The 24,608-nt window shown below is 62.9% G+C and carries 25 protein-coding genes; 13 read left to right on the forward strand and 12 right to left on the reverse strand.

Annotated elements, in window-relative coordinates; genetic code table 11:
• Window positions 1–29: 29 nt before the first annotated feature.
• Genes J3456_RS07460 through J3456_RS07470 form a run of 3 tightly spaced genes read right to left on the reverse strand, consistent with a single transcriptional unit; the run spans window position 30 to window position 1,197 of the window.
• Entirely contained in the window at window positions 30–512 is a 483-nt protein-coding gene (locus J3456_RS07460; RefSeq protein WP_067629283.1) for a hypothetical protein, read from the reverse strand.
• Window positions 509–991 (reverse strand): RNA pyrophosphohydrolase, encoded by a 483-nt coding sequence (locus tag J3456_RS07465; protein WP_349579579.1) that lies wholly within the window; start codon window positions 989–991, stop codon window positions 509–511. Before J3456_RS07465 ends, J3456_RS07460 begins: the two co-directional genes overlap by 4 nt.
• Window positions 988–1,197: a GNAT family protein gene (locus J3456_RS07470; protein ID WP_349579580.1), complete on the reverse strand. Its 210-nt coding sequence runs from the start codon at window positions 1,195–1,197 to the stop codon at window positions 988–990. The genes J3456_RS07465 and J3456_RS07470 overlap by 4 nt, the downstream gene beginning before the upstream one ends.
• Before the next feature lie 113 nt (window positions 1,198–1,310).
• On the opposite strand from J3456_RS07470, the gene J3456_RS07475 reads away from it, so the two are divergent.
• The 4 genes from J3456_RS07475 (at window position 1,311) to zapE (ending at window position 6,722) form a co-directional block, all read left to right on the forward strand.
• On the forward strand, window positions 1,311–3,338 hold the full coding sequence (locus J3456_RS07475) for an FAD-dependent oxidoreductase (protein WP_349579581.1): 2,028 nt from the start codon (window positions 1,311–1,313) through the stop codon (window positions 3,336–3,338).
• A gap of 111 nt (window positions 3,339–3,449) precedes the next feature.
• Complete coding sequence (locus tag J3456_RS07480; RefSeq protein ID WP_349579582.1) at window positions 3,450–4,391, forward strand: zinc transporter ZntB; 942 nt, start codon at window positions 3,450–3,452, stop codon at window positions 4,389–4,391.
• A 144-nt stretch (window positions 4,392–4,535) separates the two neighbouring features.
• A complete protein-coding gene (locus tag J3456_RS07485; protein ID WP_067629295.1) occupies window positions 4,536–5,441 on the forward strand; it encodes a LysR family transcriptional regulator in 906 nt (301 codons plus the stop codon).
• A 222-nt stretch (window positions 5,442–5,663) separates the two neighbouring features.
• Entirely contained in the window at window positions 5,664–6,722 is a 1,059-nt protein-coding gene (zapE, locus tag J3456_RS07490) for a cell division protein ZapE (protein WP_349579583.1), read from the forward strand.
• Window positions 6,723–6,740: 18 nt separating this feature from the next.
• Here zapE and J3456_RS07495 read toward each other — a convergent pair whose 3' ends face one another.
• The 4 genes from J3456_RS07495 to J3456_RS07510 all read right to left on the reverse strand — a co-directional run bounded on the left by J3456_RS07495 (window position 6,741) and on the right by J3456_RS07510 (window position 10,206).
• Complete coding sequence (locus J3456_RS07495; RefSeq protein ID WP_067629297.1) at window positions 6,741–6,926, reverse strand: hypothetical protein; 186 nt, start codon at window positions 6,924–6,926, stop codon at window positions 6,741–6,743.
• A 96-nt stretch (window positions 6,927–7,022) separates the two neighbouring features.
• Window positions 7,023–8,294 carry a bifunctional folylpolyglutamate synthase/dihydrofolate synthase gene (locus J3456_RS07500; protein WP_349579584.1) on the reverse strand — a complete coding sequence of 424 codons (1,272 nt, stop codon included), beginning with the start codon at window positions 8,292–8,294 and terminating at the stop codon, window positions 7,023–7,025.
• Complete coding sequence (accD, locus tag J3456_RS07505) at window positions 8,291–9,250, reverse strand: acetyl-CoA carboxylase, carboxyltransferase subunit beta (protein WP_349579585.1); 960 nt, start codon at window positions 9,248–9,250, stop codon at window positions 8,291–8,293. The genes J3456_RS07500 and accD overlap by 4 nt, the downstream gene beginning before the upstream one ends.
• A gap of 56 nt (window positions 9,251–9,306) precedes the next feature.
• Window positions 9,307–10,206: a CPBP family intramembrane glutamic endopeptidase gene (locus J3456_RS07510; protein ID WP_349579586.1), complete on the reverse strand. Its 900-nt coding sequence runs from the start codon at window positions 10,204–10,206 to the stop codon at window positions 9,307–9,309.
• A gap of 210 nt (window positions 10,207–10,416) precedes the next feature.
• Here J3456_RS07510 and ilvD point away from each other — a divergent pair, with 210 nt between their 5' ends.
• The 5 genes from ilvD (at window position 10,417) to blaOXA (ending at window position 14,862) form a co-directional block, all read left to right on the forward strand.
• Window positions 10,417–12,183 (forward strand): dihydroxy-acid dehydratase, encoded by a 1,767-nt coding sequence (gene ilvD / locus J3456_RS07515; RefSeq protein ID WP_349579587.1) that lies wholly within the window; start codon window positions 10,417–10,419, stop codon window positions 12,181–12,183.
• Window positions 12,184–12,205: 22 nt separating this feature from the next.
• Window positions 12,206–12,763 (forward strand): hypothetical protein, encoded by a 558-nt coding sequence (locus J3456_RS07520; protein WP_349579588.1) that lies wholly within the window; start codon window positions 12,206–12,208, stop codon window positions 12,761–12,763.
• 120 nt (window positions 12,764–12,883) lie between these two features.
• Window positions 12,884–13,657, forward strand: coding sequence for a DUF6478 family protein (locus tag J3456_RS07525; RefSeq protein ID WP_349579589.1), 774 nt, complete (start codon window positions 12,884–12,886; stop codon window positions 13,655–13,657).
• A gap of 9 nt (window positions 13,658–13,666) precedes the next feature.
• Entirely contained in the window at window positions 13,667–14,041 is a 375-nt protein-coding gene (locus J3456_RS07530) for a hypothetical protein (protein WP_349579590.1), read from the forward strand.
• Between the two features lie 32 nt (window positions 14,042–14,073).
• A complete protein-coding gene (gene blaOXA / locus J3456_RS07535) occupies window positions 14,074–14,862 on the forward strand; it encodes a class D beta-lactamase (RefSeq protein WP_349579591.1) in 789 nt (262 codons plus the stop codon).
• Window positions 14,863–14,915: 53 nt separating this feature from the next.
• On the opposite strand, the gene J3456_RS07540 is transcribed toward blaOXA, so the two are convergent.
• The 3 genes from J3456_RS07540 to gpmI are packed head-to-tail and all read right to left on the reverse strand — an operon-like array spanning window position 14,916 to window position 18,910.
• Window positions 14,916–16,256: a S41 family peptidase gene (locus tag J3456_RS07540; RefSeq protein WP_259946561.1), complete on the reverse strand. Its 1,341-nt coding sequence runs from the start codon at window positions 16,254–16,256 to the stop codon at window positions 14,916–14,918.
• 3 nt (window positions 16,257–16,259) lie between these two features.
• On the reverse strand, window positions 16,260–17,396 hold the full coding sequence (locus tag J3456_RS07545) for a murein hydrolase activator EnvC family protein (RefSeq protein ID WP_349579592.1): 1,137 nt from the start codon (window positions 17,394–17,396) through the stop codon (window positions 16,260–16,262).
• Complete coding sequence (gene gpmI, locus J3456_RS07550) at window positions 17,393–18,910, reverse strand: 2,3-bisphosphoglycerate-independent phosphoglycerate mutase (protein WP_349579593.1); 1,518 nt, start codon at window positions 18,908–18,910, stop codon at window positions 17,393–17,395. The genes J3456_RS07545 and gpmI overlap by 4 nt, the downstream gene beginning before the upstream one ends.
• 169 nt (window positions 18,911–19,079) lie before the next feature.
• Here gpmI and J3456_RS07555 point away from each other — a divergent pair, with 169 nt between their 5' ends.
• The 4 genes from J3456_RS07555 (at window position 19,080) to J3456_RS07570 (ending at window position 23,218) form a co-directional block, all read left to right on the forward strand.
• Window positions 19,080–19,259, forward strand: a complete 180-nt coding sequence (locus J3456_RS07555; RefSeq protein ID WP_067622513.1) for a zinc-finger domain-containing protein — start codon at window positions 19,080–19,082, stop codon at window positions 19,257–19,259.
• Window positions 19,260–19,382: 123 nt separating this feature from the next.
• Window positions 19,383–22,181, forward strand: coding sequence for a DNA polymerase I (polA, locus tag J3456_RS07560; protein WP_349579594.1), 2,799 nt, complete (start codon window positions 19,383–19,385; stop codon window positions 22,179–22,181).
• Window positions 22,181–22,387 carry a YdeI/OmpD-associated family protein gene (locus tag J3456_RS07565; protein ID WP_349579595.1) on the forward strand — a complete coding sequence of 69 codons (207 nt, stop codon included), beginning with the start codon at window positions 22,181–22,183 and terminating at the stop codon, window positions 22,385–22,387. The genes polA and J3456_RS07565 overlap by 1 nt, the downstream gene beginning before the upstream one ends.
• Window positions 22,388–22,600: 213 nt before the next feature.
• Window positions 22,601–23,218 carry a glutathione S-transferase gene (locus tag J3456_RS07570; RefSeq protein WP_349579596.1) on the forward strand — a complete coding sequence of 206 codons (618 nt, stop codon included), beginning with the start codon at window positions 22,601–22,603 and terminating at the stop codon, window positions 23,216–23,218.
• Here the strand turns inward: J3456_RS07570 and J3456_RS07575 are convergent.
• Together J3456_RS07575 and J3456_RS07580 are read right to left on the reverse strand one after the other, a co-directional pair.
• The gene (locus tag J3456_RS07575) at window positions 23,207–23,980 is read right to left on the reverse strand and encodes a hydroxypyruvate isomerase family protein (protein WP_349579597.1); all 774 of its coding nucleotides are present in this window, start codon (window positions 23,978–23,980) and stop codon (window positions 23,207–23,209) included. The genes J3456_RS07570 and J3456_RS07575 overlap by 12 nt on opposite strands.
• 18 nt (window positions 23,981–23,998) lie before the next feature.
• On the reverse strand, window positions 23,999–24,574 hold the full coding sequence (locus tag J3456_RS07580; protein WP_349579598.1) for a DUF1285 domain-containing protein: 576 nt from the start codon (window positions 24,572–24,574) through the stop codon (window positions 23,999–24,001).
• Window positions 24,575–24,608: the final 34 nt, after the last annotated feature.

The raw sequence follows: 24,608 nt of genomic DNA on the forward strand, positions 1-24,608 counted from the left end.
GAACGGCGAAGGGTAAAACTGCCGCCGGATTACCGAACCGGCGTGCACTCTGCCCCTTGGAAACAAGCGATCACCTTGTCGACCATTGCAGGCTTCGGCGAACCAAAGAGGTCGCCGCCACAGGGGTTGCTTTCCAGTGCATAGGCCCCATCCGGTTTGCGTTCGAGAAAGGCCAGAACGTCCCCCTCCTCGGCAGAGCCGCACCACGGGCCAAAGCACAGAACGTTGAGCATCAATGGCTGGTCAAAGGGCACATCAAAGCCCCCTTCCGACAACGCCTTGCCGCTGATTTGCGCCCGCAGCGGCGTCTCTTCGGGCGGGTTGCTCCCGACTTTGCCGGTCTTTGGCAAGGCGGCGGCGTCAAAGGTCAGACGCCCCTGCACCACGACATAGCTCTCTTCGGCCTTGGCCGCGCGTTGATAGGTCGCCTCGACCGAATGGGGCAGACAACTGAGCGCAAGCGCAGGCAGCGGGGCCAAGGTGGCGAGGGCGCAGGCGATGATCCGTGTCATAACTTCTCCTCAAACTCTTCAAGAACTGCCGTATATACCGCGCGTTTGAACGGCACGATATTCGCGACCAGTTGATCTGCGGGCATCCAACGCCATTCCGAGAATTCAGGTTCGGCCGTCTGGATATTGACCTGATCGTCCTGCCCCAGAAAACGCATGAGAAACCATTTTTGTTCCTGCCCCCGGTAGCGGCCTTTCCAGATGTGGGGCACCAGTTCATGCGGCAGATCATAGGGCAGCCAACGGGAAGTCTCGGCCTCGATCCGCACCAAATCGCGAGGGATGCCGGTCTCTTCCTCCAACTCGCGCAGGGCCGCATCACGCGCGGCCTCGCCCTTATCCACCCCGCCCTGCGGCATCTGCCAAGCGTCCTGATCCCGGTCGCGCCGCTGGCCGACAAAGACCCCGCCCTCAGCATTCACCAGCATCACGCCGACGCAAGCACGGTAGGGCAGTTTGGCAATCTCTTCGGGGGTCATGTCAGTATCTTCTCCATTTCAAAGCGGTCCAGATATTCATCTGACCGTGCGACGCGCTCTGCTGCGATAACACGAAAGCCCATCGCCTCAAAGGCAGGGCGCGCCATCAGGCTGGCATGGGTCGACAGCCGGGCCTCGCCCGCCGCAATCGCTACCTGTTTGACCCGGCCATAAAGCGCAGCATTACCCCTACCAGCCCCATCCAACACCTCTGTCTTGACCCGCCGTGAGCCGCGCGGATGACGCGGCGTTTCGCGTGACTTGCTCTGCCGTTTCCGATGATGTCACAGTGACCCAGCCCACCCAGAAAGGTAAAGCCATGTCCGATTACCCCCACCTGCTTGCCCCGCTCGACCTTGGTTTTACCACGCTGAAGAACCGCTTGCTGATGGGGTCGATGCACACCGGGCTGGAGGAAACCGGCGACTGGAACCGCGTGGCCGAGTTCTACGCCGCGCGGGCGCGGGGCGATGTGGGCCTGATGGTCACCGGCGGCATCGGGCCGAACCGCGAAGGCGCGGTGGCCCATGGCGCGGCGATGATGGTCAGCCAGAAGGACGTCGACAACCACAGCATCATCACCCAGCGGGTGCATGAGGCAGGCGGCAAGATCGCCATGCAAATCCTGCACGCGGGCCGCTATGCCTTTACCCCCGAATGCGTGGCCCCAAGCGCGGTGAAATCCCCCATCTCTATGTTCGCACCCAAGGAGTTGGACGAGGAAGGCATCGAGAAACAGATCAGCGATATCGCCGCCTGCGCCCTGCGCGCGCGGGAGGCAGGCTACGACGGGGTCGAGATCATGGGGTCGGAGGGGTATTTTCTGAACCAGTTCCTCGTCTCCCATACCAACAAGCGCGAGGACCGCTGGGGCGGATCCTATGAAAACCGTATGCGCCTGCCGCTGGAGGTGGTGCGCCGGGTGCGCGAAACGGTGGGCGAAGATTTCATCCTGATCTACCGCCTGTCGATGATCGACCTCATCCCCAACGGCTCAACCTTTGAGGAGGTCGTGCAACTGGCCCAAGAGGTCGAGAAGGCGGGCGCCAATATCATCAACACCGGCATCGGCTGGCACGAGGCGCGCATCCCCACCATCGCCACTTCTGTCCCGCGCGCGGCCTTTGCGTGGGTCACGAAAAAGCTGATGGGCAAGGTGGGCATCCCGCTGATCACCTCGAACCGGATCAACACGCCGCAAGTGGCCGAGGAGGTGCTGGCGGAGGGCTGCGCCGATATGGTCAGCCTCGCCCGTCCGATGCTGGCCGATGCCGATTTCCTTGCCAAGGCCAAGGCCGGTCAGGCCGAGCGGATCGCCCCCTGCATCGCCTGCAACCAAGCCTGCCTCGACCATACTTTTGGCGGCAAGATCTCCACCTGCCTTGTGAACCCACGCGCCTGCTATGAGACGGAGTTGCGGATCGAGCCCGTTGCAAACGCGAAGTCCATCGCCGTGGTCGGAGCCGGTCCTGCGGGGCTCTCGGCGGCCATCACGGCGGCGGAACGTGGGCATAAGGTGACGCTGATCGACCGAGCCAGCGAGATCGGCGGGCAGCTTAACCTCGCCAAGCAAGTGGCAGGGAAAGAAGAATTCTGGGGCTTAGTCGATTGGTACCGCACCATGCTCAAGGTCCACGACGTGACCGTGCAGCTTGAGACCGAAGCCACCGCCGATGCGCTTCGCGGCTTCGACGAGGTCATCATCGCCACCGGCGTTGTGCCGCGTGACCCACAAATTCCGGGGCAAGACGGCGGCAATGTCGTGAGCTACATCGATGTGCTGAACGGCACGGCAAAGGTCGGCCAGCGGGTCGCCGTGATCGGTGCGGGCGGGATCGGTTTCGACGTGTCGGAACATCTGGTGCACGACGGCGAGAGCAGCACGCTGAACCTGCCAGAATGGATGCGCGAATGGGGTGTCACCGATCCGGGCGAACATCGCAGCGGGCTGGCCCCCGAAGGGCCACAGCCCCCCGCGCCTGCGCGGCAGATCACCATGCTGCAACGCAAGACCAGCAAACCCGGCAAAGGCTTGGGCAAAACCACGGGCTGGATTCACCGCGCCTCTCTCACTATGCGCAACGTGAAGATGATCGCGGGTGTGAACTACGAAAGTATCGACGAACAGGGGCTGCACATTTCCTTTGGCGAGGCGCGGGAGAACCCCACGCTGATCGAGGCCGACACCATCGTGCTCTGCGCCGGGCAACTCTCTGACCGCAGTCTTGCCGACACCCTAGAGGCCAGCGGCACCGCCTGTCATGTGATCGGCGGCGCCGATGTGGCGGCAGAGCTTGACGCGAAACGCGCGATCAACCAAGGCACACGTCTGGCTGCAGCCCTCTGACCCTATGCGTTTGAGCGCATCTTCTAACCCTGTGCGCTGGCGCGCGCCCTTGCACCCGGCGCGCGCAACCCGCTAAATCACCTGACCGCTTTTGCCAGCCAATAGGTGACCATGCCCCTCTGCGTCTTTGACATATCTGATGACGGCACCACCACGGTGCCCGAAGACACCAAACTGACCGGGCCTGCGCGCTACCGTTGGTGGCATTTCGACATGGCCGATCCCGCGCTGGCGCCCTGGCTGGCCGAACACCTGCCCGAGATCCCGGCGGGCGCATTGCTGCAACCCGAAACGCGCCCGCGCTGCGATGAATATGAGGACGGTCTGATCCTCAATCTGCGCGGCATCAACCTGAACGAAGGGCAGCAGGCCGACCAGATGGTCTCGGTCCGGATGTGGGTGACGGATGCGGTGGTGATTACTGTGCGGATGCGCCGGGTCTTTGCCATTGATGAATTGCGCGCACTGGCCGCCCAGAGCAACGCCCCGCCCCGGCCTTCGGCCTTCCTCGAAGCGCTGGTCTCAAGGTTGACCGCACGGGTGCAGATCGAAGTGGCGCGGCTGGCGGACCGGACGGCTTTCTATGAAATCGACCTCGAAGACCTCAGCACCCCGCCGCCCAAAGACCTGCCCGTCACCCGCCGCAGCACGATCAAACTCGAACGCTACCTCGCCCCGCAGCGCAGCGCGTTGGAGCGGTTGGCGGACCTAGACCTGCCGCTGGTCCCGGATGTCGATTCAATGAAGCTGCGCGAGTTGGCGAACCGCACCGCCATCGTGGTGGAGGAACTGGACGCCCTGCAAGAACGCATCGTCACGGTACAGGACGAACACGACAACCAAGTCGCCCAACGCCAAGCGCGCCATGGCTATGTGCTGTCGATCGCCGCGGCTGTCTTCCTGCCGCTGGGGTTTCTCACCGGGCTTTTCGGCGTGAACGTCGGCGGGATGCCCGGCGTGGACGATCCGCGCGCCTTTGCCGTCCTTTGCCTTGCCATGGTCGGCCTCGCCGCGCTCATGCTGGCGGTTCTGAAATGGCTGCGCTGGCTGTAAGCCCCTCGGAAACGGATTGTTCTGCCGTTTCCATGCCATGAACGATCCCTGCAAAGACCACGGGACTGTCTTGCCTCTGCCCCGATCCTGCCTGAATTGCCGCCCATACCTGAGGGCAACAAGATCAATGCGAAGGGACAGGCAATGGACCGCCTTACGGAAATGGAAGCGTTTGCCACAGTGGTGGATCAAGGCGGCTTTACAGATGCCGCCAAGAAGATGGGGATCTCGAAATCCGCTGTCTCAAAGCATGTATCCTCACTTGAGGCCCGCTTGGGGGCGCGGTTGCTTAACCGTACCACCCGCCGCGTGTCGCCCACGGAGATCGGGCTGGCCTATTACGACCGCGCCCGCCGCGTGCTGAACGACGCAGGCGAGGCCGATGCGCTGGTCACCTCAATGCAATCCGCGCCTTCGGGGCTGTTGCGGATTTCGGTCGCGACGGACTTTGGCGTGAATCATTTGTCACCTGCGCTGTCGGAGTTCTTGCAGGACTTTCCCGACATCACGGTGAACATGGTGCTGAACAACCGCTACGTCGAGCTGATCTCGGAAGGCTTCGACATGGCCGTGCGGATCGGCGAGTTGGAGGACAGCACCCTGCGCGCGCGCAAGCTGACCGAGACGACCAAACGCATGATCGCCAGCCCGAAGTATTTCGAACAATACGGACGGCCGGAAAAGATCGATGATCTGAACAATCACAAGTTGCTGCATTACTCGAACCAGTCGTCGGGCAATGTGTGGAAACTGACCGCACCTTCGGGTGAAAAGCGGCAGGTCCGCACGGCGGGCTGGCTGTCGGTCAATGACGGGCAGAGCCTTTTGAACGCCGCGATTTCGGGACTGGGGATCGCCTATCTACCAAGCTTTCTTTACGCCGATGCGATGGAAAAAGGGTTGGTTGAGGATGCCATCCCCGAACTGCCGCTGGAAACGCAAGGCATCTATGCCGTCTATCCACCGGGCCGGTTCACCCAGCCCAAGGTGCGGGCGTTCATCGACTTCCTCGTGCATGAGTTTGCCGAGAAGGGGCCGACGGACTGGTAAACACACTCGGACCGGAATCAAGCCGCAGGCGCCGGACCATCGCCTTGCCCGCCCGGACGGGTAGGCGATTTAGTACGGCTGGGTGGGACTTGGCAAACGCACATCATGGTTGAGCCATAAACTGGCAGCGACCTGCCGTGGATCGCCGACCCACGGGCAGGCGCTGGCCCTCTCCACAAGACCACCTTTCCTCTCCCCCACCAGCACGCTATCTATCCCGCCATGAGCAATATGCGCGAAACCTATGCCCGGCTTGTCGCCGAGGGCAAGCTACAGGCCGACCCGGCCCAAGAAACCGTCATGGCGGAGTTTGACCGCATCCGCGATGCGCTGGCCCACCCGCCGAAGAAAAGCTTCTTTCGCAAAGCGCCCGAACCGCCCAAGGGGCTGTACCTCTGGGGTGGTGTGGGGCGCGGCAAATCCATGCTGATGGACATGTTCGTGGCACATCTGCCCGACGTGCCCGCGCGCCGGGTGCATTTCCACGCCTTCATGCAGGAAATTCACAACGCCATGCATGAGGTCCGCAAGACCGGCGTGGATGACGCCATCGCGCCCGTTGCCCGCGATGTGGCCGACAGCGTGCGCCTGCTCGCTTTCGACGAGATGCAGATCACCGACATCACCGACGCGATGATCGTAGGCCGCCTGTTCGAAGCGCTTTTTGCCGCCGGGGTCGTGGTCGTCACCACCTCCAACCGCCTGCCCGATGACCTGTATAAAAACGGCATCAACCGCGAGGTGTTTGTCCCCTTCATCGACCTCATCAAAGAGCGGATGGTGGTCCATGAACTCGCCAGCCCGACCGATTACCGCCAAAATCGACTGGCCGGGTCGCAGGTCTATTTCACCCCCGTCAACGCCGAGAGCCGGGCCGCGATGGATGCGGTTTGGGACGATCTGGCAGGCACACAGGGCGAACCGCTGACCCTCCACGTCAAGGGCCGCGAAGTGGTGATTCCGGCTTTTCACAACGGCATGGCCCGCGCCGGTTTCCATGCGCTTTGCGGGCAGCCCTTGGGGGCCGCGGATTACCTCGCGCTGGCGCAGGCCGTGCGGGTGCTCCTGCTGGACAACATCCCCACCCTCGGCCGGTCGAACTTTAACGAGGCCAAGCGCTTTGTCACGCTGATCGACGCGCTTTATGAGGCCAAGGTGCGGCTGATCTGCTCGGCCGCCGCCGCGCCGGAAATGCTCTATCTCGAGGGCGAAGGCACCTTTGAGTTCGAGCGCACAGCCTCCCGACTGCGCGAAATGCAGGGGGAAGACTGGGGGCGCTGACCGCCCCCTGCCGCCAAATCAGGAATCACTGACCGGCTGCATATGCAGGTCATTGCCCTGCAAAATCGGGTGGTAAGGCCGCTCGACTTCATAAAGCCACCACAGGCCGCCTGCGATAATGGCGACACCTATGGCCATGAAGATAAATTGATATTTCCGTGCATCGTCCTGATCGTGACGCGCGGACTGGCTGAAATTGCGCATGGGGACACCTCGGTCAAATTCGAAAGGGGAGACTTCCTAAGACCAAGATACACCACATCTGCACTTCGCAGCAGCGGTACACCCAAATATGGTTAACTAGACGTTTTCACGCAACACGCTACCGGCAAGGTAGAGCGAGCCGCAGATCAGCACACGCGCACGGGGTTCGCGGGCGATGATCGCCTTGAGCGCCGCGGTGACATTCTCGGCCTTGGCGGTCTCGAACCCGACATCACGCGCCGCTTTGGCCGTTGCCTCGGCAGGTAGGGTCGCCGCCTCGCCGGGGATCGACACGGCGGTCAGACTTGCCGCCTCTGCCGCCAAGGGGCGCAAGTATCCGGCGATATCCTTGGTGTTCAACATGCCGCAAATTAGATGCGTCGGGCGTTTCGGCAGGGCAGCCAGCGTCGCGGCCAGCGCCACGCCTGCGGCGGGGTTGTGCCCGCCGTCCAGCCAAAGCTCACCCTCGGGCGCCATGCGGGCCAGCGGCCCCTCTGACAGCCGCTGCATCCGCGCGGGCCACTGCGCCTGCGTCACTGCAGCCTCGCAAGCCTCTGCATCGATACCAAGCTGTCGCAGCGCCGCCAGTGCGGCCCCCGCGTTCACGATCTGATGGTCACCGGGCAGGTTGGGGCGCGGCAGATCAAGCAAGCCGCGTTCATCTTGATACACCATACGCCCCGCTTCGGGCGCGACATGCCATTGCTGGCCATAGGCCAAAAGCGGCGCGCCCAGTTTCGCGGCGCGGTCTTCGATCACCTCAAGCGCGGGGTCTTGCTGGGGGCCGACCACACAGGGCACAAGACGCTTGATGATGCCAGCCTTCTCGCCCGCGATTTCGGCCAGCGTTTCGCCCAAATACTGCTGATGATCGACCGACACCGGGGTGATCACGGTCAGCGCCGGGTCGATCACATTTGTCGCATCCAAGCGCCCGCCGAGACCCACCTCTAGCAGCGTGTAATCGGCTGTGCTGCGCGAAAAAGCGAGGATGGCGGCGCAGGTTGTGATCTCGAAATAGGTGATCTCTTCGCCACCGTTGGCGGCGTGGCATTCATCCAACACGGCCGCCAGATCGGGCTCTGAGATCAACTGCCCTGCAACGCGGATACGCTCATGAAACCGCGCCAGATGGGGCGAGGTATAGGCGTGCACCGTTTTGCCCGCCGCCTCTAGCCCCGCGCGAATCATCGCTTGGGTCGACCCTTTGCCATTGGTGCCCGCGATGTGGATCACTGGCGGCAGGTCGTTTTGAGGGTTGCCCAAAGCGTCGAGCAGCCGCCACATCCGGTCGAGTGTCAGATCGATGATCTTGGGGTGCAGCGCCATCATCCGTTCAAGGATGACATCCGATGAAGGCGTGCTCATTTCTTCTCAGGCGTATCGGCGGGCAGCTCCGCTGAGACCTGAACGACGGCGGCGGCCTCGGCCACCTCCACTTCTTCGGGCGCGGGCAGGTCACCGCGTACGGCAGGCGTCATTCCCATCAGCATACGGGTGATGGTGATCAACTCATCACGCATCTCGGTCCGTTTGGTCACCCGGTCGAGCATCCCATGGTCGAGCAGATATTCCGCCCGCTGAAAGCCCTCGGGCAGTTTTTCACGGATGGTCTGTTCAATCACACGCGGCCCGGCAAAGCAGATCAGCGCGTTCGGCTCGGCAATCTGCACGTCGCCCAACATCGCATAGGACGCGGTGACGCCGCCGGTGGTGGGATGGGTCAGCACGACGATATAGGGCAGGCCCGCCTCTTTCAGCATCTGCACGGCGACCGTGGTGCGCGGCATCTGCATTAGGCTCAGGATACCTTCTTGCATCCGCGCGCCACCAGCGGCGGAGAACAGCACCAGAGGGCGTTTCAGCTTCACGGCTTCTTCGGCAGCGGCAATGATCGCATTGCCCACATACATGCCCATGGAACCGCCCATGAACGAAAAGTCCTGCGCACAGGACACAATCGGCGTGCGGCCAATCTCACCCGTGACCACGAGCATGGCTTCATGCTCGCCCGTCTGCTTTTGCGCGGCCTTCATCCGGTCGGGATAGCGTTTCTGATCCTTGAAATGCAGCGGGTCTGGCGTGGGCGCAGGAACCTTCACCTCGGTAAAGATGCCACCGTCGAACAGCGCCTTGAACCGCTCACGCGGGCTGATGTGCATGTGATGGCCGCAGTTGGTGCAGACGTTCAGATTGTCGGCCAACTCGCGGTGAAACAGCATGGTGCCGCATTCGTTACACTTGGTCCACAGGTTGTCCGGCGTCTCGCGGCGCGAGAAGATCGAGTTGATACGCGGACGGACGTAGTTTGTGATCCAGTTCATTGGCAGGCCTCTGCTGTGGTTCCGTTCCAGATAATCCCCGCATGGGGAAATTGCAATCAGCGGCGTATCGCCAGCCTTGCCGCGAGCCACGACACCAGCATCAACGCGAAATCCACCGGCAACCAAGTCCGCAACGCCGCCGCGTCATCCATCGAAAACGGCGTCAGATAAAGCGCCAGCCCCGAAAGATCATCCGGCAGAGAGATAATGAGAATGGCCGAGACATTGTTCCACAGATGCACCGCGATGGCGGGCCCAAGCGAGCCGGAGCGCGCGGTAAGGTCGGCCATCAGGATGCCGAAGACCCCAGCCCAGAGCGCCACCATCAGCGCATTCTCCCCCGCTTCGGCGGGCAGGTAGTGACCAAGCGCGAAAAGCGCCGAGGGCAGCACCATCCAGATCAGCGGCGAGCGAAACCGTGCCGCCAGTTGCTGCTGCACATAGCCGCGAAAGACGATCTCTTCGGCGCTGACCTGCACCAACACCGCCAGCAGCGACAGGGGCAAGAGCAGCAGCCAGCGACTCAAGGGCAGGTTCGGCGTCAGTTCGCCGCCCATGTCCCACGGCGGCAAGATCAGCAGCACCGCTCCAAGGGCCAGCATAGCAAGGGACACCGCGCGAAAACTCGGCCAAAGCCGCCCCGGCACGCCCAGCAAGCTGCTCGCGCTGCGCCGGTGTACGACCCGCACAGTCACACCGACGGCCATTGCCATGGTCCCGAAACTGAACAGCAGCAGATACATCGCCTGCGGCGTGGCCCCTTCAAGCAGGTTGCCATGCAGCGATGCCGCCGCCGTGCCTGCCAGCGCATAGACCGTTTGAAAGTAAAGCTCGTTCAGCGCGACATAGGCCACCACCGCCACGAACAGCCCCAAGAAAAACCGCCAAAGCGCCGATGAGGCCCGCGCGGGCGCGACGAAGGTCGTATGGGCGCTGTAATCGGGCCGCCACGTCATGAGAGGCGCCGTTCAAATCGGGAGTGGTTCTTGCAGAGCATATGCCGGGCTTTCACGCTTGCGGGCAGGTCAAACCAGCCGCGTCAGAAGGTCAGAACCTATGCCCTAACACGCTGCGATACAACAGTTCCCCCGCCTCATACGCGCCAAAGCCTTGCAGCACCGCCCCTGCCCCTCTATTCCATTCAAGACGTTTCAAGGAGCCCACCGATGTCCACCACGCCCCGCTTCGACAAATCCCGGCTGCCCAGCCGCCACGTGACCGAAGGCCCGGCCCGCGCGCCGCACCGGTCTTACTACTATGCCATGGGCATGACCGAAGAAGAGATTCACCAGCCGCTGGTGGGCGTCGCCACCTGCTGGAACGAAGCAGCCCCCTGTAACATCGCCCTGAACCGTCAGGCGCAGGCTGTAAAAGTGGGCGTGCATTCCGAACAGGGCACCCCGCGCGAATTCACCACCATCACCGTCACCGATGGCATCGCCATGGGCCACGAGGGCATGCGTTCCTCGCTGGCCTCGCGTGAGGCGATTGCCGACACGGTTGAGCTGACCATGCGCGGCCATTGCTATGACGCGATCGTGGGTCTGGCGGGCTGTGACAAGTCGCTGCCGGGGATGATGATGGCCATGCTGCGGCTCAACGTGCCGTCGGTCTTCCTCTATGGCGGGTCGATCCTGCCGGGCAAAGCGCCTGCCGGGGCCGATGTGCCCGAGGATTTCGCCAGCCGTGACCTGACCGTGCAGGACATGTTCGAAGCCGTGGGCCGCTTCCAGAACGGCTCCATGTCGCAGGCCGCTTTGGACGTGCTTGAGCGCGTCGCTTGCCCTTCCGCGGGTGCTTGCGGCGGCCAGTTCACCGCCAATACCATGGCCTGTGTGTCGGAAGCGATCGGCCTCGCGCTGCCGAACTCTTCGGGCATGCCAGCCCCCTATGAGAGCCGTGACGCCTATGCCGAGGCCTCTGGCGCGGCAGTGATGCACCTGATCGAAAAGAACATCCGCGCCCGCGACATCTGCACCCGCGAAGCCTTTGAAAACGCAGCGCGTATCGTGGCCTGCACCGGTGGGTCGACCAACGCCGGTCTGCACCTGCCCGCCATGGCCCATGAAGCGGGGATCGAATTCTACCTCGAAGACGTCTGCGAGATCTTCCGCGACACACCCTATTTCGTCGATATGAAACCGGGCGGCGCTTATGTGGCCAAAGATCTTTACGATGCGGGCGGCGTGCCGGTGGTGATGAATGAGTTGCGCAAAGCGGGCTTGATCCACGAAGACTGCATGACTGCCACCGGCTACTCTATGGGCGAAGTGCTCGATCAGGTTACCCGCGAAGCAGACGGCAAGGTAATCCACTCGGTCGCCAATCCGATCAGCAAAACCGGCGGCGTTGTCGGCCTTAAAGGCAACCTCGCCCCCGAAGGTGCCATCGTGAAAATCGCGGGCATGTCGGACGACGACATCGTCTTCACCGGCCCGGCACTGGTGTTTGAATGCGAGCAAGACGCTTTCGAAGCCGTGCAAAACCGCGCCTATTCCGAAGGCGACGTTTTCGTCATCCGCAACGAAGGCCCCGCAGGCGGCCCCGGCATGCGTGAAATGCTGGCCACCACCGCCGCGCTTTCGGGTCAAGGCATGGGCAAGAAGGTGGCGCTGATCACCGACGGTCGTTTCTCGGGTGCGACCCGTGGTTTCTGCGTGGGTCACGTGGGGCCAGAGGCCGCGCACGGCGGGCCAATTGCGCTGCTGAAAAACGGCGACATGATCACCCTTGATGCCATCACCGGCAGCATCAGCGTCGATCTGAGCGATGATGAACTGGCTGAGCGCCGCAAGGGCTGGGCTGGCCCCCGCGCGACGAACTACCAAAGCGGCGCGCTGTGGAAATATGCCAAGCTTGTCGGCCCCACCTACCTTGGAGCCGTGACACATCCGGGCGCTCAGGCCGAGACCCATGATTACATGGACCTCTAAACGCCCTCTTGCGGCACTTGCTATGCTCACCCTGTCCGCCTGCGAAGGCGGTCAGGGTTTTTCCTTTGGCGGCAGCACCGACGTGCCCGACAAACCCCTGCGGCAAACGGCGCTGGCCGGGGGCGCGGTGCAAGTGGTGCCCCCGCAGGGCTATTGCATCGACCCCAAAAGCCTCAAACGCCGCTTTGCCCTGATGGCGCGCTGCGATGCGCTTGGCCTGCCGGATGTGGTCACCGCCGCGCCGCGTGGCATCCTCACGCTGGCGCTGATCGAGGCCGAGGCAGAGGCCCCTCTGCCCACCCCGCAACAGGTCGCCGAGGCTACTGGCTTGAGCCAGCTGCAAGAGGCCGGCAGCATTGAAGGCGCAACGATCTTTGTGGCCCAAGGGCCGGTGCCCGCCGAGGGCATGTCGCCCCGCCATTGGCGCGGCATGGCACGGATCGGCGGCCATGTCGCCAGCGTCACCCTCTACGGCGCACCGCAAAGCCGGGCCATTTCCGAAGAGGGCCGCGCACTGGTCGCAGACCTGATCCACCAAAGCCGCAGCAAAAGCGCGAAGGCTGCCGCCGCTGGCAGCTGACCCGCCCGTTGTTTCCAAATTGGCAACACTGCCCGCCCCCGGAAACAATCACGGGGGGCTATTCATTTGAACGAAATGCCCGCCTTGCATAGACTGCATCAAAACGAGAGGCGCAGGTTCATGGTCAACTTCCCCAGCGGCTATCTGGAGAGCAAGCTCTATGCCCGCGCACTGCAACGTTGGGCCGATGCGGCCCGCAAGGCTGCCACGGTCGACCTTGCCACCCTGCGCCGACAACGCAGCCGCGCCCGGCTGCTGCGCGCCCAACTGGATCGTCTGATTCACCGCGCAGAAGACCGCCTCGCCCTGCCCGCGATTGGCGCCAGCGGCTTTCCGAAACCGCATAACGCCGATTGGGCATGGCGGCCCGAACTTTGGCGCGGCCCGCTTGCCACGCCGGGGATGTCGTCGGTCGAAACCAAATCCACACTGGGCGAGGAAGTGACCCTGTTCCACGATTGTGCGCAATCGGAACTGACCCTGCGCCAATCGCGCAACCTGCGCGAGGCCGATTTGGCCCCCTATGGGCTGCAACTCGACGTCTTCAAATTTGATGGGTCTTTCCTGTCGCTGGTGATTAACCTGCCCACCGACGCCATCACCGGATTGAAACGCCGCCACCTGATCCGCATGGATACGATCGTGCAATTGGAACACCCGCTTGAGATCTTTGCCCGGCTCAACATCCGCCATGGTCCGAACACCGAACAGATCGTCCGCGAACTGCCCGTTGGTCAGGAAAACATCAGCGTCGAATTTGATCTGGCCTATAGCAAGCTCAACGAAAAGCGGATCGAGGCGGCATGGATCGACCTGATCTTTGAGGGGCCGGACATGAACCAAGTCGTGCTGCGCGACCTCACTTTCTCGCGCCGCCCCCGCGCCCAGATCTAGGACCCCGTCATGAGCCACTTTGACCTGACCAAAACCGTATTGCGCCAAGGCATCTGGCACGGCGTGCTGACCGCCAGGAACGGCACCGACGCCCCGCAAATCAGCGTAACGCATGAAGGCAAAGAGGTGGCAGAGGTAACGCTGGAACCCGAAGGGACCGAGGGGCGCTGGCACCTCTCCTTCGCCCTCCCACCCGAGGCGATTGCCGATGGGGTGCAGACCCTCGTTATCACCGAAAAGACCAGCGGGGCGCTCTTGGGTCATGTGACCCTGATCGCGGATGAAGCGCTTGGCGATGACATTCGGGCCGAGATGGACCTGCTGCGCGCCGAACTCGACATGCTCAAACGCGCCTTTCGGCGGCATTGCCGCGAGATGGATTAACCCCGCTATCAAACCCGGCGAAAGGCTGCCCCATGCGCGCATTCTGCTCTTTGCTTTTGTCCTTCGTCATGGCCTTGCCCGCCTCAGCCGAGACACTGTGCACGCTGTTGATCGACGCCCCCACAGGCGCGACCCTGCTGGAAGAGGGCGACTGTGATCGGCCCGTCACCCCGGCATCGACCTTCAAATTGCCGCTGGCGGTGATCGGCTATGATACCGGGCTTCTGATCGACGCCGAAACCCCAGTTTTCAGCTACCGAACAGGCGATCCCGACTGGGGCGGTGCGCCATGGCGGCAAGACACGTCACCCACTGATTGGCTGCGTCATTCCGTGTTGTGGTACTCGCGCCGGCTGACGCATGAGTTGGGCGCTGACAGACTCGCGCACTATGCGCGGCGCTTTGGCTATGGCAATGCGGATTTTAGCGGCGATGCGGGCCATTACAACGGATTAGACCGCGCTTGGATTGCCTCTTCGCTACAGGTTTCCCCACGCCAGCAAGCGGTCTTTCTACGTGCGCTGCTGCGCGACGCCCTGCCCGTATCTCCTGCCGCCATGCAAAAAACCCGCGCGATTGTCGAGCGGCGAGACGTGGCCGGATGGCAGTTCAAGGGCAAAACAGGCGCTGCCTTTCCCCGACGTGCGAACCGCAGCTTTGACTATGCCCGCGGTTGGGGCTGGTATCTAGGTTGGGCCGAAAAGGCGGATCGGCAGGTGGTTTTTGTCACCCTCACCCAAGCAACCCAACGCAAGGAAGGCTCTCCGGGCAATCTAACCCGCGATGCGTTTCTCAACGAATGGCCAGGCCAGCTTGACTAACAAAAAGCCCCGCTGCTGCCAGCGGGGCTTGTTACGTTTCTGGGAAGACCCCGTTACTCGTTCGGGCCCAAAGCCGACAGACCCTTGAGGATGTCGATGGCATAGGCCAGTTGGTAATCCTCTTCACGCAGCTCAGCCGCCTTGCGGGCCTTCTCGCGGTCGTCTTCGATCTGTTTGATCTGGTCGTCGGTCAGGCTGTCATTGTTCAACCGCCCGCGCAGATCGGCTTCAGAGCGGAGGGGGCGTGCCGACAACGCCTCGTCGTCCTCCTCGGCCTCAGGTGCGGCCGGGGGCTGGGCCACAACGATGTCAGGCGACACGCCAAGCGCTTGGATCGACCGGCCCGAAGGCGTGTAATAGCGTGCCGTGGTCAGACGCATGGCCCCGTCGCCGCGCAGCGGCATGACGGTCTGAACCGACCCTTTGCCAAAACTCTTAGTGCCGATGACGATGGCGCGGCGGTGGTCCTGCAAGGCACCTGCGACGATTTCCGACGCCGAGGCAGAGCCGCCGTTGATCAGCACCACAATGGGTTTGCCCATCGCCAGATCGCCCGGCGTGGCATTCACCCGGTCGCCATCTTCGATGTCGCGGCCACGGGTGCTGACGATTTCCCCTTCTTCGAGGAAGGCATCCGACACGGCAATCGCCTGATTGAGCAAGCCGCCGGGGTTGTTGCGCATATCAATGACGATGCCGTTAATATTCTCGATGCCGCCCGCGTCTTCGATCTGCTGCTCCAGACCTTCTTTCATCTTGGGATAGGTCTGTTCGTTGAACGTCGTCAGACGCAGAACGGCGGTGTTGCCCACGGTCCGGGCGCGCACGGCGGTCAGCTGGATCGTGTCGCGCACGATGGAAACGTCGAAGGGCTCAGGCTCCCCTTCGCGGACCACGGTAATGAGGATCTCTGACCCCACCGGCCCGCGCATCATCTCGACCGCGTCGTCGAGGCCAAGACCCAATAGACTTTCACCATCGACATGGGTGATGAAATCGCCCGCCTCAATCCCGGCCTCAGCAGCAGGGGTGCCATCAATGGGCGAAACGACTTTGACGAAACCCTCTTCTTGGGTGACCTCGATGCCCAAGCCCCCGAATTCGCCGCGCGTCTGCTCGCGCATCTTTTCGGCGTCTTTCGGCGACAGGTAGGACGAATGCGGATCAAGCGAGGTTAGCATACCGTTGATGGCGGCTTCGATCAGGTCACCGGGGTCGACATCTTCGACATATTGCGCGCGGATGCGTTCGAAAATATCACCGAAAAGATCAAGCTGTTCGTAAACATTTGTCGTCTTCTCGGCCTCTTGCGCCAGCAGCGGTCCGGCGATCTGAGTGGTCGCCACCACCCCCGCGACCGTGCCTGCAACGGCTGCCATCACGAATTTCTTCATCTGCTATCCATCCTTGTCGGTGCGGAACCAATCTGCCGGGTCCTGAGGTGTGTTGTCTTGCCTGACTTCTATATAGAGCGTTTCCGTCCGGTCAGTGCCAGTGCCTTCACCATTTGGTGACATCTGGGAAGTTGTGCCGTTTTCCGGCCCGCCCATCAACCCGATGGGCGTGCCACCGGCAATCACCTGCCCGGCTTGGCCGTAAACGATATCTAGCCCCGCCAGCACAAACAGCGTGTCGACCTGCGGCTCAAGGATCACGACATTGCCCAGATCAAGCAGTGGACCCACGTATCGGATCGTCGACGCCGCGGGGCTGGTGACAATGGCGCGGGGGCGGGTGGCAAGGATCATGCCGGGCCGTGTGACCCCAGCCGAATCCGTCTCTCCTGCCTTGCGCAGCACCAAACCTTGGGCGGGCAAGGGCAGCTCGCCCACCTGACCATCAAGGTTCACCGGGGCCGGTTCTTCCACGCCGGTGGTGATTTCGGACAGGCCACTGGCAAAGCCATCCAATGTCTCGGTCGAGGCAATCAGGATCGCGGTGCGCACCGGGTCTTCGGTAAAGCGCGTGGGCAGATCGGTACGGTTGGCCATGGCCTGATTGAGCGCGGTACGGGCGCGCTGCACTTCGGTCAGCCCCTCTTGCAACCGCTGTGCCGCATCGGTCTGCAAGGCACGCAGGGTTTTAATGTCTTCGTAGTCTTGGCGCAGCGCATCGGCGCGGGCGTTGAGCGCGGGCGTCAATTCGGCCAGCAACATCCCGGCACGCGCAGTGCCCATCGGGCCATCGGGGTGCAGCAGCACCACGGGTGAGGGATCACCACCGATGCTTTGCAAAACGCCTAGGAACTGCGCCACCTCGCCCTCGCGCGCCTGTAGCTTGCGGCTCAGCTGTGCCTCGTTGATCGCCGCCTGACGCAGCCCTGCCCGCATCGCGGCAAGCCCCGCCTCAAACGCCTGAATCGTTTCGGTCAGCGCCTGCACCCGGTCGCGCGCCCCATCGGCTTGGTCGAGCCGCGCCCCTGCCGCCTCCAACGCGGTCGCGGCCGCGCGTGCCTCCGCGGCGGCCTCTTGGGCCTGCGCCTGTGCCATCGCGGGCAAGCAGGCAAAAAGAACAGCCGCGGCCAGATGTTTCATGAAAGCAGACTTTTCCCGGTCATTTCTTCGGGCTGCGGCAGGCCCATCAACTCTAGCACCGTCGGTGCCAGATCGGCCAGACGCCCGTCGCGCAAGGCGGCCCCTTCGGGCGCGCCCACCGCCACCACCGGCACAGGGTTAAGCGTATGCGCCGTATGCGCGCCACCGGTCTCAGGGTCGATCATCATCTCGCAATTGCCGTGATCCGCCGTGACGATCATCGCGCCACCCGCTTTTTCCAGCGCCTTGAGCACCCGGCCAAGGCCCGTGTCCACCGCCTCACAAGCCGCAATCGCTGCCTCAAGGTCGCCGGTATGGCCGACCATATCGGGGTTGGCGTAATTCACCACGATCAGGTCATAACCTGCTTCAATCGCCTGCACGAACTGATCCGTCACCTCGCCGCAGGACATCTCAGGCTGCATGTCATAGGTCGCCACATTGGGCGACTTGGGCATGTTGCGGTCTTCACCCTCCGCCGGGGTTTCGACGCCACCATTGAGGAAAAAGGTCACATGGGGATATTTCTCGGTCTCGGCCAAACGGAACTGCCGCAGCCCCTGCTGCGCCACCCAATCCCCCAGCGTGTTTTTGATGTCCGGCTTGGGATACATCGTCGTCATATAGACGGCGTGGTCTTTGGAATATTCCGCCATGCCCATCAGCGCCGCCCAATCGGGGCGCGGGCCGGTGTCATAGGCGTCGAACCCCGGATCGCCCAAGGCAGCCATGATCTCGCGCGCGCGGTCGGCGCGGAAGTTGAGGCAGAAGAGCCCGTCGCCCGTCGCCGCCCCCGCATAGCCGTCGATCACGCTGGCGGCAAAGAACTCATCCGTCTCACCCCGCCCGTAGGCGGCCTGCACCGCTGCGCGGGCGTCGGGAAACGCCTGCCCTTCGCCGCGCAGAATTGCCCCCGAAGCCTTGCCCACCCGGTCCCAACGAGTGTCGCGGTCCATCGCGAAATAGCGCCCGGTCACAGTGACGATCCTGACGCCTTCGGGCAGCGCCGCCTCCAACGTCTCGAAATAGCCAAGGGCAGAGGACGGCGCCACATCGCGCCCATCCGTCACCGCATGGATCACCACCGGCAGTCCCGCCGCATCCAGCGCGCGGGCGGCGGCGATCATATGGCTCAGATGCCCATGCACGCCCCCGTCCGAGACGACGCCCATCAGATGCGCGGTGCCGCCGGTTTCCTTGAGTTTGGCGATAAAACCCCGCAGCCGCGCATTCTCGGCAAAGCTGCCTTCTTCGATGGCCAGATCGATCTGCCCCAGATCCATCGCCACCACCCGGCCCGCGCCGATATTGGTGTGGCCAACCTCGGAATTGCCCATCTGCCCGCGCGGTAAGCCTACGTCGGGGCCATGGGTGATCAACTGCGCCTTTGGTCCCGCTTGCATGATCCGGTCAAAATTCGGCGTCTTGGCCAGCAGGGGTGCGTTGCCCTCCGGCACCTCGCTGAGGCCCCAACCGTCAAGGATGCACAATACGACAGGTTTGGGGGCGCTCATCAGACTGCTTGCTCCGGCTTGGTGGCTGTTCTGCGTCTTTTACCCCTTGTGGGCTGGCACTTGAACCACTTTGTGCACAAGCCTCCCATTCCCGCGCAGAGCCCTTGCCCCGCGCGCCTGCTTTGGTCATAACGAGTGGCAACTTTCGCCTGAGCCGAGGACCAACTCCATGACCCTGCAAGCGCCCGAAACCCGCATCGTGAACACTTGGCGCGTGGCCTGCGACGGCAGCGAAGGCGCGCTTGGCCATCCGCGCGTCTGGCTGCAAATCCCCCAGGATCGCGGCTGGGTCGAATGCGGCTACTGCGACTGTAAATTCGTGCACACGGATTTCGAAGGCAAAGTCTGAGCCTTTCCGGCCCTCACCTGAACACCTGAACCGACGGCACGAACCTGCCCGCGCGGCGCATTGGCGTCTGGCCGTGGGCCATGCTTCGTGGCAAAAGGGTCGCCAATCCAGCGGAGCATTCATATGACATTCGGCAAAGGCCACCACCTGCATCTGATCGACGGCTCGGCCTTCATCTTTCGCGCCTATCACGCCCTGCCACCGCTGACGCGCAAATCCGACGGCATGCCCATCGGCGCCGTGGCCGGGTTCTGCAACATGCTGCACCGCTATGTTGAGGGCAACACCGGCCCCAATGCGCCCACGCATGTTGCCGTGATTTTCGACAAGGGCAGCCACACTTTCCGCAACGACATGTACGACCAGTACAAGGCCAACCGCGAGGCCATGCCCGAAGACCTGCGCCCGCAGATCCCGCTGACCCGCACCGCGACCGAGGCGTTCAACATCGCCTGCAAAGAGCTTGAGGGCTATGAGGCCGATGACATCATCGCCACCCTCGCCGTACAGGCCCGCGCCGCCGGGGGGCGTTGCACCATCATCAGCTCCGACAAAGACCTGATGCAGCTTGTCGGCGACGGCGTGGAAATGCTGGACGCGATGAAGAACAAGACCATCGACCGCGACGGCGTCTTCGAGAAATTTGGCGTCTATCCCGAGCGCGTCGTCGATGTGCAGGCGCTGGCGGGCGATTCGGTCGACAACGTGCCCGGCGCGCCCGGCATCGGCATCAAGACAGCGGCGCTGCTGATCAACGAATACGGCGATCTGGATGCGCTGCTAGAGCGCGCGAGCGAGATCAAACAGCCCAAACGCCGCCAGACCCTGATCGACCATGCCGAGCAAATCCGCCTGAGCCGCAGCCTCGTGCTGCTCGATGAAAACACGCCCATCGATTTCACCATCGACGATCTCGAAGTGCGCGACCCCGATGCCGACCGCCTGCTCGGTTTTCTGTCTGAGATGGAATTCCGCACCCTGTCGAAGCGCGTGGCCGAAGTGCTGGGCCGCGAAGCCCCCGCCATCCCCGACGCGCCAGCGCCTGCCGTGGCCGACGCACCGCAGGTCGCGGATGTGCCCTTCGACCACAGCAAATATGAGCAGGTCAGCGACGCCGAGGCGCTGCGCGTCTGGCTCGACCGGATTTACGAGGTCGGCTATGTCGCGGTCGACACCGAAACCACCGGCCTCAATGAGATGACCGCCGAACTGGTCGGCGTCTCGCTCTCCGTGGAACCGGGGCAAGCCTGCTATATCCCGCTGACCCACAAGGCTAGCCGCAGCGATGATCTGTTCGGCTCCGATGACCTCGCGCCCGGCCAGATGCCTGTCGAAGAAGCGCTGCAACTGCTGACCCCGATGCTGGAGGATCCTGCGATCCTGAAAATCGGGCAAAACATGAAATACGACGGCAAGATCTTTGCCCAGCTTGGCATCACCGTCGCACCCATCGACGACACCATGCTGATGTCCTACGCGATGCACGCAGGTCTGCATGGGCATGGCATGGACACGCTCTCGGAACGCTACCTCGGCCACACGCCCCTGCCGATCAAACCGCTATTGGGCAGCGGTAAATCTGCCGTGACCTTTGACAAGGTGCCGATGGAAGACGCGGTGCCCTATGCCGCCGAAGATGCCGATGTCACCCTGCGCCTGTGGCAACTCTTCAAGCCGCAGCTGCACCGCGCCGAAGTCACCAAAGTCTACGAAACGCTTGAACGCCCGCTGGTGCCCGTGCTGGCCCAGATGGAGCGCTCGGGGATACTCGTCGACCGCGACACGCTCAGCCGCATGTCCAATGCCTTTGCCCAAAAGATGGCGGGGCTTGAGGCTGATATTCACGATCTGGCCGGAGAGGCGTTCAACGTCGGCTCCCCCGCGCAGCTGGGTGAAATCCTATTCGGCAAGATGGGGCTTGAGGGCGGTAAGAAGGGTAAGACCGGTAAATATTCCACCGGCGCGGATGTGCTGGAGGATCTGGCCACTGAACATGACCTCGCCCGCCGGGTGCTGGACTGGCGGCAACTGTCCAAGCTGAAGTCGACCTATACCGACGCGCTGCAAGACCATGTGAACGCCGACACGGGCCGCGTGCACACCTGCTATTCCATCGCCGGTGCCGCGACGGGGCGTCTGGCCTCGACCGATCCGAACCTGCAAAACATCCCGATCCGCTCCGAGGAAGGCCGCCGCATTCGTGAGGCTTTCGTCGCCCCCGAGGGCAAAGTGCTGGTGGCGCTGGACTACAGCCAGATCGAACTGCGCATCCTCGCGCATATCGCTCAGATCGACGCACTTAAGGAGGCATTCGCCCGCGGCGACGACATCCACGCCATGACAGCGTCCGAGATGTTCGACGTGCCGATGGACCAGATGACCCCGGAAATCCGCCGCAACGCCAAGGCGATCAACTTTGGTGTGATCTACGGCATCTCCGGCTTTGGTCTGGCGCGCAACCTGCGCATTCCACGGGCCGAGGCGCAGGGTTTTATCGACCGCTATTTCGAACGCTTCCCCGGCATCCGCACCTATATGGACGACACCAAAGCCTTCGCCAAAGAGCACGGGTTTGTGCAGACGCTGTTCGGTCGCAAGATCAACACGCCCAACATCGGGGCCAAAGGGCCGCAGGCCGGGTTTGCCGCCCGCGCCGCGATCAACGCGCCGATCCAAGGCACCGCCGCCGATGTGATCCGCCGCGCCATGGTGCGGATGCCCGAGGCCATCGCCGATCTGCCCGCGACGATGCTGTTGCAGGTGCACGATGAACTGCTGTTCGAAGTAGAAAAAGGGGCCGAAGACGCGCTAATCGCCGCCGCGCGTGAGGTGATGGAGAACGCCAATGATCCGGTGGTGAAGCTTGACGTGAAGCTGATCGTCGATGCCGGCGTCGGTGCAAACTGGGCGGAGGCGCATTGATGGACCAAGCAGACCTTCCCGAAGACCTCGCCCAAGCGCTGGAAGAGACCGGTGCACAGGCGGGCTGGGACGGCTACAGCGATGAGTTGCGCGCCGATGCGCTGACGTGGATCGACGCGGCGCGGACCACGACGGCGCGGTCTAAGCGTGTCGATGATGTGGCGCGCTTTGCCGGTAAGGGGCTGCCGCCGACACCGTTTCAGTAGGGAGAAATGAAGCACCGGCCCGGAATCAAGCCGTAGGCGCCGGGCCATCGCCTGCCCGCCCCCTGGGTAGGCGATTTGGTGAGGCTGGGCATACCCTTTCGAGCACACATCACGGATGAGCCATAAAGTGGCAGAAACCTCTGCCCCGGTCGCCCACCCGCGGTCAGGCCATGGCCCTTTGTACATCTTGCCCATGTCACCTAAATACTCCCCATGACCCCAATCCTCTACTCCTTCCGCCGTTGCCCCTATGCCATGCGCGCGCGCCTCGCCATTGCCGCCGCGCAAACGCCCGTCCACCTGCGCGAAGTCGTCCTGCGGGACAAACCGCAAGCGTTCCTCTCGGCATCCCCCACCGCCACCGTCCCTTGCCTCATCACCGAAACCGGCCCCATCGACGAAAGCCTCGACATCATGAAATGGGCGCTGGCCCAGAACGATCCCGAAGGCTGGCTTTGCATGCCGCCCGAGGGGCACGATTGGATCGCCCGCGCCGATGGCCCGTTCAAAGACGCGCTGGACCGCACCAAATACGCCACCCGCTATCCCGAAGTGGTCCCCGAAGAACAACGCGCAAAGGCTGCCGCCTTCCTCCAAGACCTCGACGCGCAATTGGATGACTGGATCTTCGACTGCCCGACGCTGGCCGATTACGCGATCCTGCCCTTCGTGCGGCAATTCGCCTTTATCGATCGCGCTTGGTTCGACGCGCAGGATTGGCCCGCTCTGCGCGGCTGGCTCGACCGGTTCCTCGCCTCGCCCCGGTTCGAAAGCGTGATGAGCAAATACCCCCAGTGGCAGCCCGACGATGCACCGGTGTCATTCCCCTAAGGCGGCCACCCATCCGAGTGTCTGCTCCGTCGCCGCGCCCGGCGCATACTCCCCACTGACAAAACCGTCATAGCCCGCCCGCAGCGCGGCAAAGAGCCGGTCGAAATCGACATTACCGCTGCCCGGCGCCCCACGCCCCGGCGCGTCACCAAGCTGCACATGGCGGATCAGAGGGCGATATTCCTCGAATACCGCCACGGCATCGCCATGGATCATCTGCGCGTGAAAACTGTCGAACTGCAGCGCCACATTGGGCGCATCCACTGCCGCGAGAAGCTCCGCCGCCTGAGCGTAATCGTTCAAGAAATACCCCGGTTTGGCCTCAGGGCAGAGCGGCTCGATCATCAGCGTGACCCCCGGCGGCGCCTCGGCGGCGGCATGGCGGAGGTTCGCCACGAATGCCTCTGCCGCCGCTTGCCCCTCGGCCTCCCCGGCCTCCCCGGCCATCACATGGACCATTCTGGGCCGCAGCGCGTCGACATAGCGCCAAACGCGACGCATATCATGAGCAAATCGTGCCTCCCCGCCCGGAATGGCCGCGAAACCGGGCTGGCCACCGGTATAATTCGGCGGTGGGGCATTGATCAGGGCAAGGGTTAACCCGTTGCGCAGCAAGGCGCGCTGCGTCTCTTTCGCGGGGATGTCATAGGGAAACAACACTTCGACTGCGCCAAACCCCGCCTCTGCCGCCGCGTCGAACCGATCCAGATAGGGCAGTTCCGACCAGAGCAGCGACAGGTTGGCGGCAGGTATCAGCGGCATTTCGGGCTTTCGATGGCTTTACGGCAGGTCTTCCGACGGGATGATGCCAAAGAATTCCCCACCCGACCAGACACCAAACCAGCCATCGCGGTGTTGGCCCAGATCGACCAAACGGTAAAAGCTCTTGCGGTCGATCAGCGCCTCAAGGTTCCGGCGCAGCAGCACATAGGGCGACGGCTCGCCCGTCTCCTCATCGCGGACCACGCGGATCGGATGTTCCGGCCCCGCCTCGGCCACATCGCCCAGATTGGTGAGAAACCGCAACTGCTGCGCCTCACCCTCGCCTTCGGCCTCGAAATCCACGGCGACAAAGGGCGCATCTTCGACCGTGATGCCCACCTTCTCAACCGGGGACTTAAGGAAATAGTCATCCCCCTCGCGCCAGAGAATCGAAGCGAACAATTTGACCAATTCGATCCGCCCAATCGGCGTGCCTTGGTAGAACCACGTCCCATCGCGTCTGATTTGCATGTCCAGATCGCCGCAGAATTCCGGGTTCCACTTCTCAAGCGGCGGGGTTCCGCGCGTTTTTGCGGCCTTGGCGGCTTCGATCAGGCTGTCTGCACTGGGTGTCACGGTATTTTGTCCGCTCATTGGTTTTGCCATTCCCTTTGGTCGCGATACACTT

The sequence above is a fragment of the Sulfitobacter sp. NFXS29 genome (assembly GCF_040148765.1).
Taxonomy (GTDB): Bacteria; Pseudomonadota; Alphaproteobacteria; order Rhodobacterales; family Rhodobacteraceae; genus Sulfitobacter.

Bases quoted from the DNA above. Each gene is read 5' to 3' on its own strand.
- J3456_RS07460 (WP_067629283.1), bottom strand. From the start codon at position 512: ATGACACGGATCATCGCCTGCGCCCTCGCCACCTTGGCCCCGCTGCCT.
- J3456_RS07465 (WP_349579579.1), bottom strand. From the start codon at position 991: ATGACCCCCGAAGAGATTGCCAAACTGCCCTACCGTGCTTGCGTCGGC.
- J3456_RS07475 (WP_349579581.1), top strand. From the start codon at position 1,311: ATGTCCGATTACCCCCACCTGCTTGCCCCGCTCGACCTTGGTTTTACC.
- J3456_RS07480 (WP_349579582.1), top strand. From the start codon at position 3,450: ATGCCCCTCTGCGTCTTTGACATATCTGATGACGGCACCACCACGGTG.
- J3456_RS07485 (WP_067629295.1), top strand. From the start codon at position 4,536: ATGGACCGCCTTACGGAAATGGAAGCGTTTGCCACAGTGGTGGATCAA.
- zapE (WP_349579583.1), top strand. From the start codon at position 5,664: ATGAGCAATATGCGCGAAACCTATGCCCGGCTTGTCGCCGAGGGCAAG.
- J3456_RS07495 (WP_067629297.1), bottom strand. From the start codon at position 6,926: ATGCGCAATTTCAGCCAGTCCGCGCGTCACGATCAGGACGATGCACGG.
- J3456_RS07500 (WP_349579584.1), bottom strand. From the start codon at position 8,294: ATGAGCACGCCTTCATCGGATGTCATCCTTGAACGGATGATGGCGCTG.
- accD (WP_349579585.1), bottom strand. From the start codon at position 9,250: ATGAACTGGATCACAAACTACGTCCGTCCGCGTATCAACTCGATCTTC.
- J3456_RS07510 (WP_349579586.1), bottom strand. From the start codon at position 10,206: ATGACGTGGCGGCCCGATTACAGCGCCCATACGACCTTCGTCGCGCCC.
- ilvD (WP_349579587.1), top strand. From the start codon at position 10,417: ATGTCCACCACGCCCCGCTTCGACAAATCCCGGCTGCCCAGCCGCCAC.
- J3456_RS07520 (WP_349579588.1), top strand. From the start codon at position 12,206: ATGCTCACCCTGTCCGCCTGCGAAGGCGGTCAGGGTTTTTCCTTTGGC.
- J3456_RS07525 (WP_349579589.1), top strand. From the start codon at position 12,884: ATGGTCAACTTCCCCAGCGGCTATCTGGAGAGCAAGCTCTATGCCCGC.
- J3456_RS07530 (WP_349579590.1), top strand. From the start codon at position 13,667: ATGAGCCACTTTGACCTGACCAAAACCGTATTGCGCCAAGGCATCTGG.
- blaOXA (WP_349579591.1), top strand. From the start codon at position 14,074: ATGCGCGCATTCTGCTCTTTGCTTTTGTCCTTCGTCATGGCCTTGCCC.
- J3456_RS07540 (WP_259946561.1), bottom strand. From the start codon at position 16,256: ATGAAGAAATTCGTGATGGCAGCCGTTGCAGGCACGGTCGCGGGGGTG.
- J3456_RS07545 (WP_349579592.1), bottom strand. From the start codon at position 17,396: ATGAAACATCTGGCCGCGGCTGTTCTTTTTGCCTGCTTGCCCGCGATG.
- gpmI (WP_349579593.1), bottom strand. From the start codon at position 18,910: ATGAGCGCCCCCAAACCTGTCGTATTGTGCATCCTTGACGGTTGGGGC.
- J3456_RS07555 (WP_067622513.1), top strand. From the start codon at position 19,080: ATGACCCTGCAAGCGCCCGAAACCCGCATCGTGAACACTTGGCGCGTG.
- polA (WP_349579594.1), top strand. From the start codon at position 19,383: ATGACATTCGGCAAAGGCCACCACCTGCATCTGATCGACGGCTCGGCC.
- J3456_RS07565 (WP_349579595.1), top strand. From the start codon at position 22,181: ATGGACCAAGCAGACCTTCCCGAAGACCTCGCCCAAGCGCTGGAAGAG.
- J3456_RS07570 (WP_349579596.1), top strand. From the start codon at position 22,601: ATGACCCCAATCCTCTACTCCTTCCGCCGTTGCCCCTATGCCATGCGC.
- J3456_RS07575 (WP_349579597.1), bottom strand. From the start codon at position 23,980: ATGCCGCTGATACCTGCCGCCAACCTGTCGCTGCTCTGGTCGGAACTG.
- J3456_RS07580 (WP_349579598.1), bottom strand. From the start codon at position 24,574: ATGAGCGGACAAAATACCGTGACACCCAGTGCAGACAGCCTGATCGAA.